At 37.4% G+C, this 14135-nt stretch carries 12 protein-coding genes and 1 rRNA gene; 2 read left to right on the forward strand and 11 right to left on the reverse strand.

Annotated elements, in window-relative coordinates; all coding sequences use genetic code 11:
- Positions 1 to 265 precede the first annotated feature (265 nt).
- Positions 266 to 1815, reverse strand: a 16S ribosomal RNA gene (locus tag HPT25_RS23230).
- A gap of 468 nt (positions 1816 to 2283) precedes the next feature.
- On the opposite strand from HPT25_RS23230, the gene HPT25_RS23235 reads away from it, so the two are divergent.
- The gene (locus HPT25_RS23235) at positions 2284 to 2421 is read left to right on the forward strand and encodes a hypothetical protein (RefSeq protein WP_173069742.1); all 138 of its coding nucleotides are present in this window, start codon (positions 2284 to 2286) and stop codon (positions 2419 to 2421) included.
- Between the two features lie 39 nt (positions 2422 to 2460).
- On the opposite strand, the gene HPT25_RS23240 is transcribed toward HPT25_RS23235, so the two are convergent.
- On the reverse strand, positions 2461 to 3231 hold the full coding sequence (locus HPT25_RS23240) for a class I SAM-dependent methyltransferase (RefSeq protein ID WP_173069744.1): 771 nt from the start codon (positions 3229 to 3231) through the stop codon (positions 2461 to 2463).
- Positions 3232 to 3326: 95 nt separating this feature from the next.
- Positions 3327 to 4094, reverse strand: coding sequence for an exodeoxyribonuclease III (locus HPT25_RS23245; RefSeq protein ID WP_173071408.1), 768 nt, complete (start codon positions 4092 to 4094; stop codon positions 3327 to 3329).
- 155 nt (positions 4095 to 4249) lie between these two features.
- Between HPT25_RS23245 and HPT25_RS23250 the strand changes: the two genes are divergently transcribed.
- Positions 4250 to 4744: a hypothetical protein gene (locus HPT25_RS23250; protein WP_246277269.1), complete on the forward strand. Its 495-nt coding sequence runs from the start codon at positions 4250 to 4252 to the stop codon at positions 4742 to 4744.
- 26 nt (positions 4745 to 4770) lie between these two features.
- Here the strand turns inward: HPT25_RS23250 and HPT25_RS23255 are convergent, their stop codons facing one another.
- The 8 genes from HPT25_RS23255 to HPT25_RS23290 form a co-directional block, all read right to left on the reverse strand.
- On the reverse strand, positions 4771 to 5556 hold the full coding sequence (locus HPT25_RS23255) for a divergent polysaccharide deacetylase family protein (protein WP_173069746.1): 786 nt from the start codon (positions 5554 to 5556) through the stop codon (positions 4771 to 4773).
- Positions 5557 to 5657: 101 nt separating this feature from the next.
- Positions 5658 to 6098, reverse strand: a complete 441-nt coding sequence (locus HPT25_RS23260) for a peptidylprolyl isomerase (protein ID WP_173071412.1) — start codon at positions 6096 to 6098, stop codon at positions 5658 to 5660.
- Between the two features lie 210 nt (positions 6099 to 6308).
- Positions 6309 to 7007: a winged helix-turn-helix domain-containing protein gene (locus HPT25_RS23265; RefSeq protein WP_173069748.1), complete on the reverse strand. Its 699-nt coding sequence runs from the start codon at positions 7005 to 7007 to the stop codon at positions 6309 to 6311.
- 88 nt (positions 7008 to 7095) lie between these two features.
- Positions 7096 to 8007: a phosphate ABC transporter substrate-binding protein gene (locus HPT25_RS23270; protein WP_173069750.1), complete on the reverse strand. Its 912-nt coding sequence runs from the start codon at positions 8005 to 8007 to the stop codon at positions 7096 to 7098.
- A 341-nt stretch (positions 8008 to 8348) separates the two neighbouring features.
- The gene (locus HPT25_RS23275) at positions 8349 to 10571 is read right to left on the reverse strand and encodes an RNA degradosome polyphosphate kinase (protein ID WP_246277270.1); all 2223 of its coding nucleotides are present in this window, start codon (positions 10569 to 10571) and stop codon (positions 8349 to 8351) included.
- A gap of 193 nt (positions 10572 to 10764) precedes the next feature.
- On the reverse strand, positions 10765 to 12300 hold the full coding sequence (locus HPT25_RS23280; protein ID WP_173069754.1) for a Ppx/GppA family phosphatase: 1536 nt from the start codon (positions 12298 to 12300) through the stop codon (positions 10765 to 10767).
- 256 nt (positions 12301 to 12556) lie between these two features.
- On the reverse strand, positions 12557 to 13018 hold the full coding sequence (locus HPT25_RS23285) for a CBO0543 family protein (protein ID WP_246277271.1): 462 nt from the start codon (positions 13016 to 13018) through the stop codon (positions 12557 to 12559).
- Positions 12945 to 14060, reverse strand: coding sequence for a DUF2515 domain-containing protein (locus HPT25_RS23290; protein WP_173071414.1), 1116 nt, complete (start codon positions 14058 to 14060; stop codon positions 12945 to 12947). Before HPT25_RS23290 ends, HPT25_RS23285 begins: the two co-directional genes overlap by 74 nt.
- Positions 14061 to 14135 lie beyond the last annotated feature (75 nt).

The raw sequence follows: 14135 nt of genomic DNA on the forward strand, positions 1-14135 counted from the left end.
TCACGTGCCCTAGCACGCTCCGGTCTTCACTCCCTCGCTTCCTCGACCTTCTCGCTGCTGATTTGTCTTTATTTACTCTTAAAATAAGAGAGAAAAACTAAAATGGCGATTACTCGGTTCTTGCTTGGTTTCTTCTATACGATTATCTAGTTTTCAAAGAACGAATAAAAAAAGCTTTGAGAGAGATTGTTCTCTCAAAACTAAACAAACAAAGAACGTGTCACAAACCGTTTTGTCTGGCTCATAAGTCCAGCTTTATCCTTAGAAAGGAGGTGATCCAGCCGCACCTTCCGATACGGCTACCTTGTTACGACTTCACCCCAATCATCTGTCCCACCTTAGGCGGCTGGCTCCTTGCGGTTACCCCACCGACTTCGGGTGTTACAAACTCTCGTGGTGTGACGGGCGGTGTGTACAAGGCCCGGGAACGTATTCACCGCGGCATGCTGATCCGCGATTACTAGCGATTCCGGCTTCATGCAGGCGAGTTGCAGCCTGCAATCCGAACTGAGAATGGTTTTGTGGGATTGGCTCCACCTCGCGGCTTCGCTGCCCTTTGTACCATCCATTGTAGCACGTGTGTAGCCCAGGTCATAAGGGGCATGATGATTTGACGTCATCCCCACCTTCCTCCGGTTTGTCACCGGCAGTCACCTTAGAGTGCCCAACTAAATGCTGGCAACTAAGATCAAGGGTTGCGCTCGTTGCGGGACTTAACCCAACATCTCACGACACGAGCTGACGACAACCATGCACCACCTGTCACTCTGTCCCCCGAAGGGGAACGTCCTATCTCTAGGAGTGTCAGAGGATGTCAAGACCTGGTAAGGTTCTTCGCGTTGCTTCGAATTAAACCACATGCTCCACCGCTTGTGCGGGCCCCCGTCAATTCCTTTGAGTTTCAGCCTTGCGGCCGTACTCCCCAGGCGGAGTGCTTAATGCGTTAGCTGCAGCACTAAAGGGCGGAAACCCTCTAACACTTAGCACTCATCGTTTACGGCGTGGACTACCAGGGTATCTAATCCTGTTTGCTCCCCACGCTTTCGCGCCTCAGCGTCAGTTACAGACCAGAAAGCCGCCTTCGCCACTGGTGTTCCTCCACATCTCTACGCATTTCACCGCTACACGTGGAATTCCGCTTTCCTCTTCTGCACTCAAGTCCCCCAGTTTCCAATGACCCTCCACGGTTGAGCCGTGGGCTTTCACATCAGACTTAAAGGACCGCCTGCGCGCGCTTTACGCCCAATAATTCCGGACAACGCTTGCCACCTACGTATTACCGCGGCTGCTGGCACGTAGTTAGCCGTGGCTTTCTGGTTAGGTACCGTCAAGGTACCGGCAGTTACTCCGGTACTTGTTCTTCCCTAACAACAGAGCTTTACGACCCGAAGGCCTTCATCGCTCACGCGGCGTTGCTCCATCAGACTTTCGTCCATTGTGGAAGATTCCCTACTGCTGCCTCCCGTAGGAGTCTGGGCCGTGTCTCAGTCCCAGTGTGGCCGATCACCCTCTCAGGTCGGCTACGCATCGTCGCCTTGGTGAGCCGTTACCTCACCAACTAGCTAATGCGCCGCGGGCCCATCTGTAAGTGACAGCCGAAACCGTCTTTCAGTTCTTCCTCATGCAAGGAAGAAGATTATCCGGTATTAGCTCCGGTTTCCCGAAGTTATCCCGATCTTACAGGCAGGTTGCCCACGTGTTACTCACCCGTTCGCCGCTAACCTCAAGGAGCAAGCTCCTCGAGATTCGCTCGACTTGCATGTATTAGGCACGCCGCCAGCGTTCGTCCTGAGCCAGGATCAAACTCTCCAAGAAAGTTGATATAGCTCATAAAAATAACGTTGGCTTCATTTCGTTAGAAATGAATAATTATTGTTTGTTGACGTTTTTGTTTGTTTAGTTTTCAAAGAGCAAACCTATTAATCTAGCGATTAACGACAATCATTATATTAGCATAGTAACAAGCCGTTGTCAACCTAACTGAAATTCAAGTAAGTTGAATTCAAAATTAATTCATTCTGGATCAGCGGCAAAGTGAATGATACCACCATACAGCTAATTCGTCAACACCTATTTTGTGTGATGACTCTGCTTACTAAATGGCTCAATTTCTTCATTAAAAATAAGATGATCTCTCTCCGTAAAGTTTAAAATTGTGTATTTCACTTAAAAAATTTTTTATTGACAAGATTTTTCTTTAAAAAGGTTGCACTATAATAGTTTAGATAACTTTTTAACGGCAAAGAATAAATAAGAAATTCATAACTAAAGGAGTGTTCAAATATGAGTATAAATCATCAGAAAAAAGAAACGGAAAAAGGTTTTGTCAATTCCGAAGAACAGGAACAATTGGAGCATTCAACTGAAAATGATAAAGCCCCTGAATTTGATGTTTTGGGTACTGCTCTAAATGGCCTTTAAATGAGTATAAGCCCTTTGCCGCAGCATCGGGCTTATTCATTATTGTTTTACTGCTTTTAACATCAATGCTTCACCTTTAAAAGAAATAACCTGTTCATCTTTAAAAACAATTTTAAATTTATTTTTTATTTTTAAAGAGCTATTAAACAGAAATTGGCTGAGATTATTTTTTTCTGACGTTGGCAGATTCATCCTTGCGCACCATGATTCAAAATGAAATGTCTTTTCGAAACGGTGAAATTCCTCGATACTAAAACCATGGAACTCAAGCATGCGAATCCATTCTGTTTTTTTCCATGCTCGAAAGTGACTAAAATCGCGCCATTTTTCTACCTTATTATAAAATTGATCCAACTCATCATCCTCTGGTGCAATATTATCATCAATTAGGAATTGTCCATTCGGTTTTAGGACTCGATGCACTTCGGAGATAAATTTATTTACAGAAGGAAAATGATGCGGAGCAATTCGGCAAGTTGCAATATCGAATATTTCCTTATCAAATGGCAGGTTTTCTGCATCACCTTTAATAAACTCTATGTTTGCATGACCGTTTCCTTTTACAAACTTTTCAGCTTCAACTAGCATTTCATCTGTTAAATCAATCGCCATTACTTTTTTAACAAATGGTGCAAATGTGTTTGCTGTATGGCCACCTCCTGTTGCCACATCTAGCAGGACGTCTTCACTTTTTAATTCTGCCATCTCAAGTAATTTTTTTAAATCCTTACCTTCTTTATGATGAGTACTATTAATATAGGAGCTGGCGCTTTTTCCAAACTGCTTCTGAACATCGCTTTTGTGATCCATCTTTCATTCCCCCATATTTATCTTATATTTACACAATATGTCAGCTTCACAAAAAAGAAAATGACGGGTATTTTATACACCGTCATAAGAAAAAGTTATTCTTCTACATTTAAATCAATTTCAAGTAAGATTGGACAATGATCGCTGCCTAAGACATGTGAATGAATTTCCGCTTCCTTTAACCTTTCGGATAAGGACTGAGAAGTAATAAAATAATCAATACGCCATCCTATATTTCGTTCTCGGACTTTATTCATATAGGACCACCATGTATAGGCTCCCTCTTGATCCGGATTAAAATGGCGATAACTATCAATAAAGCCTGCGTTTAGTAATGTAGTCATTTTTTCACGTTCTTCATAAGTAAACCCCGAATTGCCTATATTTGATTTCGGGTTTCGCAAGTCGATTTCTTTATGTGCAACATTTAGATCTCCACAAAGAATCACAGCTTTTTTCAAATCAAGCTCCTGTAAATATGGAAGGATCCGTTCTTCCCATTCAAGTCTATAGCCCAATCTAGCCAAATCGCGTTGCGAGTTAGGTGTATAAACATTTACTAGAAAGAAATCAGAAAACTCTAACGTCAAAATTCTTCCTTCTTCTTCTGATTCATCCTCGCCTAAACCATAACGGACAGAAAGTGGTTTTAATTTTGTAAAAACCGCTGTTCCTGAGTATCCTTTTTTTTCAGCATAATTCCAATATTGCTGGTACCCTGGTAAAGCCAATTCGATTTGCCCAGCTTGTAATTTTGTTTCTTGTACACAAAATATATCTGCATCTACCTCATGAAAATATTCCAAAAACCCTTTTTTGACACAAGCTCTAAGGCCATTTACATTCCAAGATACCAATTTCATCATAATCCATTCCTTTACCGTCGCTAACTTTCATTCTATAAAAATTTAAATTGTCAGATGAAATTGTATCAGCTTACTAATAGCGTGAAAAGTGTTTTGCCTTATTTACATAGTTTACCTTTTTTAGGGTAATATAAATGGTAAGGATGTGGTGAATGGAAATGATCAAATTTCTAATGAAATATGATAAGCTACTATTAGGGAGTATAATGCTGATCCCATGGCTTACACTTCCGTTTATGGATAAGCGGTCGTTTAAACGCTATTTTCCTAGTGCCTTGTTCATTTGTGTAGTTGTTTTTATTGAATCGATTGTAGCTCATAAGCAAAAGTGGTGGCTTTTTTATAAAAAATTGATTCCGAAAACATTGGGAGAGCTCCCGCTCATAGCAGGACCTTTTTTTGTTGGTACTTTATGGATCATGAAATTTACATTTGGTCACTTCGTCAGATATTTTTCATTAAATTTATTTATTGATATTATTTTTTCTATGATAATGACTGATTGGTTACGCAGTTTAGGTCTAGCATCATTAATCAGAATAAAAAAATATCAATTCTTATTCATCTTTTTAATTAAAGCAACCATACTTTATTTATTTCAGTTTTTCTGGTCTAATAAGACAGACAAGAAACTGTTTAGAAAATGAAAAAAGGCAGCACCGCTGCCTTTTTTTCATTCCAGCATATTCTTTTGAATCAATTTATCTGAAAACAACTCCGAGACTGGTACGATTTGGATGTGCCGCTTTTTAAATTCTTCCATCGATTGAAAAATTCCTATGGAACAAACTTTTCCAGTAATGCCCACATGGCCGATTGCAATCGCTTTTCCCTTTATTTCCGTTACTTTAGCAAGCCTTAACATCTGTTTATGTACATAGGAAGAAGATGAAATATCATCAAGAAACACGTCCCTTTTTAACAATGGTACTCCTAATTCCTTTGCAATTACAGGAAATTTTGATCTTGGACTTGTTCCACTGTCCACAATATACAGCTTGTTTTCCTTGGCAACTTCTACAATCGCCCTGACAATAACCTCATTTTCTACTGCTAAAGACCCCATATGATTATTAAGTCCAACGGCATGTGGAACACTTTTGATCGCCGCTTTAACCCGCTCTTTCACTTCTTCAGGTGATAAATCAACAGTGATTGGGTTAGGTCCAAGCCAAGAACGTTTTCCTTGTTTCGGCTCCATCGGTAGATGAATCATTACTTCAAAACCATTTTTAAATGCCCATTCTGCATGTTTTTTTGAGCTTTCAGTAAAAGGCATTACTGCAGCCGTAATAGGTATATCCCCCTCTAAGAAATCTCTAACTCCTCCAGTGCCCCCACCAAAATCGTCAATAATGATCGCAGCCTTTCGAGAAGGATTCTCTGGGTATTCAGCTTTTGCAGGTGTTTGTTGAAAAAGAAACAGGAATCCAAAGAGTAAAAGGCAAGTATTCTTCATCTTATCCCCCCGAAATATATATTTCCTGAGGTTAATTTGCCCTTTGAAGACATTATTAAACAAAAAAAGAGCTGAAAAAATTCTCAGCTCTCTTCATCATATTACTCTTCATCAAAAACTTGTACTTCAACCATTTTATCGCCATTTCTCATGGCTTTTGCTGTTTCTAGACCGGATGTTACTTGACCAAAAACGGTATGAACACCGTTTAGGTGAGGTTGAGACTCATGCACAATAAAGAACTGGCTGCCGCCGGTGTCGCGTCCCGCATGCGCCATGGAAAGTGCGCCTGGTAGGTGTTTATGCGGATTTCCTTCAGTCTCACATTTTATGGTATATCCAGGACCGCCCATTCCAGTACCAGTAGGGTCTCCCCCTTGGCTCACAAACCCTGGAATAACCCTGTGGAAAATAACACCATTGTAAAAGCCTTCATTCGCTAATTTTTCAAAATTAGCAACAGTTCCTGGTGCTTCATTTGAAAAAAGATCAAATTCAATTTTTTCGCCGTTTTCCATTAATATGTATCCTTTTTTAGCCATCATTAACACTCCTTTATGTAAAAAATCATTTTTATCATACACTTTCTTTTTAAGAAAAGAAAGTATTGGATATTCGATTGAAATCCGTTTTATCTTAAATTTTTCTTTATATGTCATTTATGCTTTCTGAAGAAATGGTTTTTATTAAGTATAAATAGTTATATACTAAAAAAACAGGGTATAATTTACTCCCCCCTGTTCCATTTCCTTCTAATAGCCCTCTTTTTCAGTCGGCACATCTAAACGATACCCATAACCTTTTATGGTTTTAATATATTGAGGTTTTTTAGGATTTTTTTCGATTTTTTTTCGCAGCTTACTGATATTGACATCTACGATTCTAAGCCCTCCATGATATCCAATACCCCATAATTTCCATAAGATTTCTTCTCTGGAAATTTTTTTTCTTTCAATTAGCAGTAATAGTAATTCCAGTTCTTTTTTCGATAATGTGATACTGTGTGTGTTTAGATCCATCTCGTATTGTTCCGGAATTAAAGTGTAATGACCCATTTTTATCTTCTTTACCTGTGCATTTGTAGTCATTCCCATTCTTCTAAATATAGCTTTAACTCTTGCCTCCACTTCTCTTGAGTGAAACGGTTTTGCAATGAAGTCAGCTGCTCCTTTGGCAAAGGCCATAAGCAAATCTTCTTCTATTTTCGAGAATCCTGTCATTATGATGGGAATATCCTGTTGGAAGTCAGTCATTTTCCCGATAAAATCACTTTCAAAAAGAAGATATAAGTGAAAATCGCAGATGAGTAGATTAGGCTGAAGTGTAAAAAAATTTATACTTTCATTACAGTCCGTAAAAGTATGAACGATATATCCTAACTGTTCTAACCTCTTTTTGAGACTATTATAATCATTTAATTGTTTATCGACGATTAGAATAGTTTTATTCATCTGAATTGTTCTCCAATTCACGAAAATAAAAGATAACAAAGGGTAAATGCTCTGATGCATTTACCCTTTATAGATTTTTTTCTTTTCATTACTTGCTCGACACATTACCTTGAGCATCACGTTGTACTTTCATGTTTGTAACAGCGATATAGCCTTGTTTAGGAACTAAAGTGGTTTGAACTTCATCGCCCATTAGATAATCTAAGAATGCTTTCTCTAGGTCCGTCGGCTCTCCTTTTGTATACATATGCTCATATGCCCAAACTGGGAATTTGCCGGATTGAACATTTTCAGCAGTAGGTGCAACACCATCGATCGATAAGGCTGTGACAGAATTATCAGATAGATAGGAGAAAGCAAGGTAACCAATCGCTCCAGGTGTTTCACTGATGATTTTTTTAACGGTGTTAGAGGCATCTTGAGTGATTCCTTCAGCAGGTTTCGCACCGCCAAGAGCTAACTTATTGAATATTGCACGCGTACCAGAAGACTCAGGACGGTTAACGAGTGTAATTTTTTGATCTGGACCGCCAAGTTCTTTCCAGTTTTTGATTTTACCAGTGAAAACTTTAATCAGATCGTCTTTTTTAATATCTTTAATTCCCACTTTTGGATTAACTGCAGCAGTCATTCCAACCACAGCTACTTTATGATCAGTTAGACCGGAAATATTTTTTTCTTCTGCAAATACATCAGAATTTCCGATTTGAACTGCGCCTTGCATTGCTTGGGAAAGACCGGTACCGGAACCACCGCCATTTACTTGGATCGAAACTTTTGGATTTTTATTCATGAATTCTTCTGCCGCCGCGGAAACTAATGGCTGCAAAGCTGTTGAACCTGAAATAACTAGTTGGCCTGAAAGTTCTTTTGTTTCAGTAGTTTTTGTAGCATCTTGATTCGCTTGTTTGGTAGATGTGGTTGTACTTCCACAAGCAGCCATTACGATCATTAGTGATGCCATAATGGCAGGAAGGCCGAATTTTTTTAAACTTTTCATTTTCTTATTTCCCCCTAAGCTTTTTGTCTTCCTATTTCCTAACGATTTCTATCATACTTTTAAAGTATTAAGTGATCTTGAATTCAATATGAAGTTCTTGTAAATTAATGTTAGATTTTAGTAAAAAACAGAGAAAATACCAATAACTTTTTCACTTTAATCCATAATCATACTTTCAAAAAATGAAAGAAAAGTTTCCATTCATTCTATGAAATTGCTGATGATGATTTTTCAAGTAAGTAGGATGATATTGTAGTTATTTCTATAAAAAAATTGTGGCCTTTCATTTATAAGAAAGGCCACAATTATATATTTCAATTCACTATAAATCATAAAAACTATTAATACATCGAATCCTTAAAGTATTGAAGAGGGGTCAAAATCTTTCGTATACTTAGAAAAGAAACATGATCTCTTTTTGTCCATTTATTTTTAATAGGAACATGTTCGGTTTCCTGCTTCTCTTTTTCATTTACTGAAGGCAGGCAACAAAGAAGTTGTTGACTATTTATTTCCTCTTCCTCACCAGACATCTCAACATAATGATAATCTCCATGCGAATTTTGTTCTCGGGCTTTGCAATTATCGTTCAGCATTAGATCCAGCCAATTCTTAATCCGATCCTTTAAATGATTTTTTATAACAGGAAATAAAATTTCCACCCGATTTTCCATGTTTCGAGTCATTAAATCTGCTGATGATAAGAAAAGTTTCTCATTCCCATTATGGTTAAAATAATAGATTCTTGAGTGCTCCAAGAACATTCCAACTATGCTTCTGACTGTAATATTTTCGCTGACCCCTTGGATCCCGGGGCGCAAACAGCAAATTCCTCTAACAATTAAGTCTATTTTTACCCCAGCATTAGAGGCCTCATAAAGTTTGAGAATAATTTGTTTGTCGGTTAAGGAATTCATTTTCGCGATAATATATCCATTTCCATTTTCTTTATGATGCATGATTTCTTGTTGAATAAGTTCGATAAATTCATTTCTAATTTCAAACGGTGCCACGCATAAATGATGATATTTAGGTATTTCCATATGTCCACTTAAGTAATTAAAAAAGTTGGTAGCGTCAATACCAATTTCTCGATTTGTTGTAATCAGCCCTATATCAGTATACAGCTTTGCGGTAGCATCATTATAATTTCCTGTACTCAAATGGACAAATCGTTCAATTTTCCCGTATTTTCTGCGGACAACCAGTGTAATTTTACTATGAGTTTTTAAGTGAGTCATTCCATAAATGACATGACATCCTGCTTTTTCTAATTCTCTGGCCCACTGCACATTGTTTTCTTCATCAAAACGAGCTTTTAATTCAACTAAAACTGTTACTTGTTTCCCTTTCTCTGCGGCCCTTTGCAAACTTTTAATAATAGGTGAATCACCACTTACCCGATAAAGCGTTTGTTTAATAGCCAGGACATCTGGATCATCTGCTGCTTGAGAGATAAATTGAATAACAGGTTCAAATGATTCAAACGGATGATGAAGCAATATATCTTCATTAAGAGCTTTGGTAAAAATATCTTCCCCTCTCTCCAAATCTTGTGGAGGACGAGGAATAAAGGATTCCGACACTAACTGTTCATGAGTAGATTCAATTGCTTTACAAAATGAGAAAAGAAACGTCAAATCCAGAGGCGACTTAACAAAATAGACATCCTTACTATGAATTTCAAGTTCTTCTTTTAAGTATTCAACTACTTGCTTATCATAATATGGATGCTGTACTTCTAAACGGACACTCGACCCCCATTTGCGTTTCTTGAGCTCCTCCTCAATTTCATGCAATAAATCATCGGCACCGTCCTCATGGATGGTTAAATCAGCATTTCGTGTAATTCTAAATGGTGTGACAGACTTTATCCATTGTCCTTTAAATAGCTTATGTATAAAATGTGTAATTACTTGTTCTATTAAAACAAATACTCTCTCCCCGCAATCAGAAGGAAGCTCAATGTAGCGGTTAACAACTGCGGGTACTTGTACGATTGCTAATTTCCCATTAAAAGGGAACGGAGTTACTTTTTCTTTTCCCTTCTCTTGCATGACGATTGCCAAGTTCAACGATTTATTTAATAACATTGGGAAGGGACGATAAGCATCAATCGCCATTGGAGTTAAAACTGGGAAAAGTTGTTCATCAAAATAGGCTTCTAAAAAAGATAAATAAACAGGGCGCACTTCACTGAAGGGAATGATTTTCACCCCTTCTTTTGCCAATAATGGAGCTAGTTCATTCATATACGTTTGATCTTGCATTTCCACTAACTTACAAGTAATATGGGAAATCGCTGCAATTTGCTCTTTAGGTGTTAATCCGGCTTTATTTTCTGGCCTATTAAATCCGGCCTTTACCTGGTCTAATAAACCAGCTACACGCACCATAAAAAATTCATCTAAATTTGAACTGAATATCCCCAGGAATTTATATCGCTCTAATAAAGAATTACGATGATCCATCGCTTCCTCTAAGACTCGCTTATTAAAGGATAGCCAGCTCAATTCACGATTATTATAATAGGCTGGTGACTCTAGATTGATTGTTGTGACCATGAATTTTACCTCTCCTTTATGACCATTACCCGCATTAAAAAAATCCATTATTTACGAAGATATCACAAAAATGTAAATTTAATGTAAAGCCAATGTTAAGTTGAGGTAAAACATCCAATTATTTACACCGTATTTTTAGCATAGAAAGAAACAGGCTGAAATTTACGAGATATAGCCCTCATTTGTTTTCAAGCTATCTATTGATCAAATGAAATTGAGATACTAATTTGATTTTGAATAGTTTTTCAATTAGTTTTTTTTGCTTTTCCAATTCATATTGTTCAGGCGCATAATAATGGTGACATTCCACATTCATCATCAAACGTTCTTCAACAGATGTAATCTTTATATCATGAACAATATTACGTTCTGTCTTGTTTAAACATTGGGATAACCTTAATAAGACACCAAGTAAGCAAAGCTTCTTTCGCTCCTCTTTCGTAAACCAATTTTTAAAAGGCTGTATATACTGTCGAAATGTATCTCTTCCTTTAAAGGAGGAAATAAGGGCCAATTTCACACGATCCTGATGTGAAAGGCCGCTCATTGGTAAATTAATCAGAATATAAAAAGTATAAGGACTCGATTCATCATTTAGGTATTTTCCTAGCCGGAAAATGCCGGCTCCCTTATTCAGTAACTCTAAATCTGAAGTTGATAATATCTCCCCGATCCCTTTTATCTCTTTCATTTGATGAAAGATTAAGTTCGCTATTCTCTTTATTTGTTCCCCCTTTTTTGGGTCTATATGATATTCCTGCATCAGTTCAAAGATTTCGGGATTTAACCATGGAGCAAAGTCGTTTTCTTTCTTATTTGCCCATTTACTTAAAAGCACCCCTTCACGCAAACCTTGTCTGCTTACTATAAATTTTGTTGTTTTGGAGATATCACCCAAAATTTCAAAAAACTCGAAAGCTGGCAAAATCGTATCCGCACGATCCTTTGAAAGCCCATCAACATTTTGTAAATTAGTTAATGTGAAAGGTTTAATCTTATCTTTTATAGCCAGTATATCCGATACTTCCATTTCATATTGATGAATATCTGCCAGTGGATAATGGATGATATTTTGATGGAGCTGAGCTACGTTTCGGACACTTCCCCCCATGGCGATGATCGGAATATGTTTATTTGCAATCCATGGAAGATTTTCTAATTCAGACCGGATATAATGACGAATTTGTAACAATTCTTGTTCAGTAGGAACATCCCCTTTAACAAACTGAAGTTTTAATGATAAAGCACCAAATGGAAGACTTGTATAATGAACCAAATCATGATGTTTGAAATAAGTGAGTTCAGTACTTCCGCCCCCCATATCGAATGTAATTCCTTCACTTATGTCCAGTGCATGTGTAGCAGCTAAATAGCCGTAATAGGCTTCCTCATACTCATCCAAAATACAGATAGAATATCCAGTCTCTTGCTGAACGATCTGCATAATTTCTTCTTTATTTTCAGCCTGCCTAATGGTGGCGGTTGCTACACAGATAGTTTGTGTTACCTCATAGACATTAAGGACCAATTTAAAACTCTGGAGGGATTTTATCAACAAGTTAATTCCCTCTTTTTTTAACAATTGCTGCTTACTTAAGTACTTCCGAAGTCGATATGTATTTTTGATGTTTTCTATTTCTTTAAAAGAACTTCCAACTTTTGATTTTTCGTAAATTACAAGGCGAATGGTATTGGATCCAATATCAATAATCGCTATTTTTTCTTTCAATTCACTTTTCATCCTTTACGAAATTTATTTTGTTTGCCCTAATACTATAATGCTAATAACATATTCTTCAAGTGCATCTATGTAAACTTTTTGTATATTTTAAATTGACACATTTTTTCTTTTAGCCTAATGCCCATATATATTCTCCTATATTTGTGGTAAAATAAAATCAGGGACCACTTCCGAACATTTCGCTTGTTGCGGGACACTTAACCACTGTACGGACGGAAGTGGTCCTTACCAAAAAGCCAGGCAATTATTGCCTGGCTTTTTGAATGGGTTCTAACCAATGGAAATAAATAGTTATAATCGTTAAAAATAGAAGATAACCAAAAAATGTATAAATATGCTGCCACCTATTAGTATGGACAAAAAAGCCTAACATTTCTGACAGCTTTTCCAAAATTGGCATTAGCAGGCTGACAAACAAAACAATCCCCGCCTTTCCCCAATGGTTCACTTTGGAAAGACAATTGATAAAAATCAGAATCAAAAATGGCAATCCTACTAAATTAAATAAAATATTGATCGAAAAAATATCTGGAAATGGCCTCTCGGGAAATTGATTCCATCCTTTTCCTACAAAATAAAGGTCTAAATAAGTTCCAAGCAGCGAAGCAAGGACGGCACATGCAAATGAATGTTTATTCCAGAAAATTAATGGTCTTTTTGGCAACGGCTGCGAGCTCGAGTCGTTCAAGTGTTTTACAGTATTCATGTTCAATCTCCCCATTAATCAATTCTTCATCTTTTTGTAAATAATTCACCACATCGATATTATTGAACCAATCCCCTTTTTCTGCCTCCTTCTGAATGACATTTTTCCATGCGTCTTCAAGTTTCGGGCTAAATATCCTCCCAGCACCTTTTCGAAGTAGACAATTTTTTAATCGAAGCGGAAAAGGAAATCCAGGAATCCCCTCCTTTACCTGGTTAAATAGATGTGGCCAGTAATCCTTTCTTGACCCAGTATGCGGATGGCTTTTTGCCCAATTGACTGTATCTTGTAAAAATTCCCCATCCCTAAACAAAACTGCATACAATCTTTTTCCCAACAAGATCCTTTCATGCAACGATTCAAATTGGTGAAGTGTCTGCCCCTTTAAATGTCCTGCCCCATATGGAAAGAGGATGTGGTTAAATGATAAAAAATCCTGGAGGAAAAATTCAAATTTATTTAGCACTTCTTTTTGGTATATGGGATTCTGTATCACTCGTTTTTCTAAATAGCTTTGTTCATTAATAACTAGGGCGATGCAAAGAATATACGGATCATGGTGCTGCCAAAAATAATTCCAAATCGTTTCCATAAAGATTGAAATATTCAAATCAGAAAATAAATAGAATAATGGCTTGTTTTGTTTCAAACTTTCTTCATAGAGCAAAAATTGCGGATACACGTCCTGAAAAATCAGCCAGTTACCGCGTTCTAAAAAATTAAACAAGGAGTTACGTTCTTTATTGGATAATAAACGGGGCAAAAATTCGCCTTTTAAATCCGTCATATTCCAGCCGCCATTCCTGGAAACCATGTGTCCTAAAAAAGCCCAGTGGATGTCAGGATAACGCAGGTAAAACTCAAGGTAGGCTTTTGTTCTTGTCACGTTATTTACATTATGTTCTGCTGTTATCCTCCTGATTTTATCTAGAAATTTCCGATTCCCAGGATTTAGGTTTTGAGAAGATGACAATGATGGTTTACTTTTCTTTTTTAGGTCCTCCTTAATATAGTCAAGCGATGTTTTTTTGAGGTTTCTTATAAAAAAAATGGTTGATCCCCCCAATTACGAATTCTCTCAAGACACGAAGAATATGTATAACCTGAAGAATATCTT

It is taken from the genome of Neobacillus endophyticus (assembly GCF_013248975.1).
GTDB lineage: Bacteria > Bacillota > Bacilli > Bacillales > Cytobacillaceae > Neobacillus > Neobacillus endophyticus.

Excerpts from the sequence above, each read along its gene's own strand:
- HPT25_RS23285 (WP_246277271.1), bottom strand. The coding sequence starts at position 13,018 with ATGAATACTGTAAAACACTTGAACGACTCGAGCTCGCAGCCGTTGCCA.
- HPT25_RS23255 (WP_173069746.1), bottom strand. The coding sequence starts at position 5,556 with ATGAAGAATACTTGCCTTTTACTCTTTGGATTCCTGTTTCTTTTTCAA.
- HPT25_RS23235 (WP_173069742.1), top strand. The coding sequence starts at position 2,284 with ATGAGTATAAATCATCAGAAAAAAGAAACGGAAAAAGGTTTTGTCAAT.
- HPT25_RS23265 (WP_173069748.1), bottom strand. The coding sequence starts at position 7,007 with ATGAATAAAACTATTCTAATCGTCGATAAACAATTAAATGATTATAAT.
- HPT25_RS23240 (WP_173069744.1), bottom strand. The coding sequence starts at position 3,231 with ATGGATCACAAAAGCGATGTTCAGAAGCAGTTTGGAAAAAGCGCCAGC.
- HPT25_RS23245 (WP_173071408.1), bottom strand. The coding sequence starts at position 4,094 with ATGAAATTGGTATCTTGGAATGTAAATGGCCTTAGAGCTTGTGTCAAA.
- HPT25_RS23260 (WP_173071412.1), bottom strand. The coding sequence starts at position 6,098 with ATGGCTAAAAAAGGATACATATTAATGGAAAACGGCGAAAAAATTGAA.
- HPT25_RS23250 (WP_246277269.1), top strand. The coding sequence starts at position 4,250 with ATGGAAATGATCAAATTTCTAATGAAATATGATAAGCTACTATTAGGG.
- HPT25_RS23275 (WP_246277270.1), bottom strand. The coding sequence starts at position 10,571 with ATGGTCACAACAATCAATCTAGAGTCACCAGCCTATTATAATAATCGT.
- HPT25_RS23270 (WP_173069750.1), bottom strand. The coding sequence starts at position 8,007 with ATGAAAAGTTTAAAAAAATTCGGCCTTCCTGCCATTATGGCATCACTA.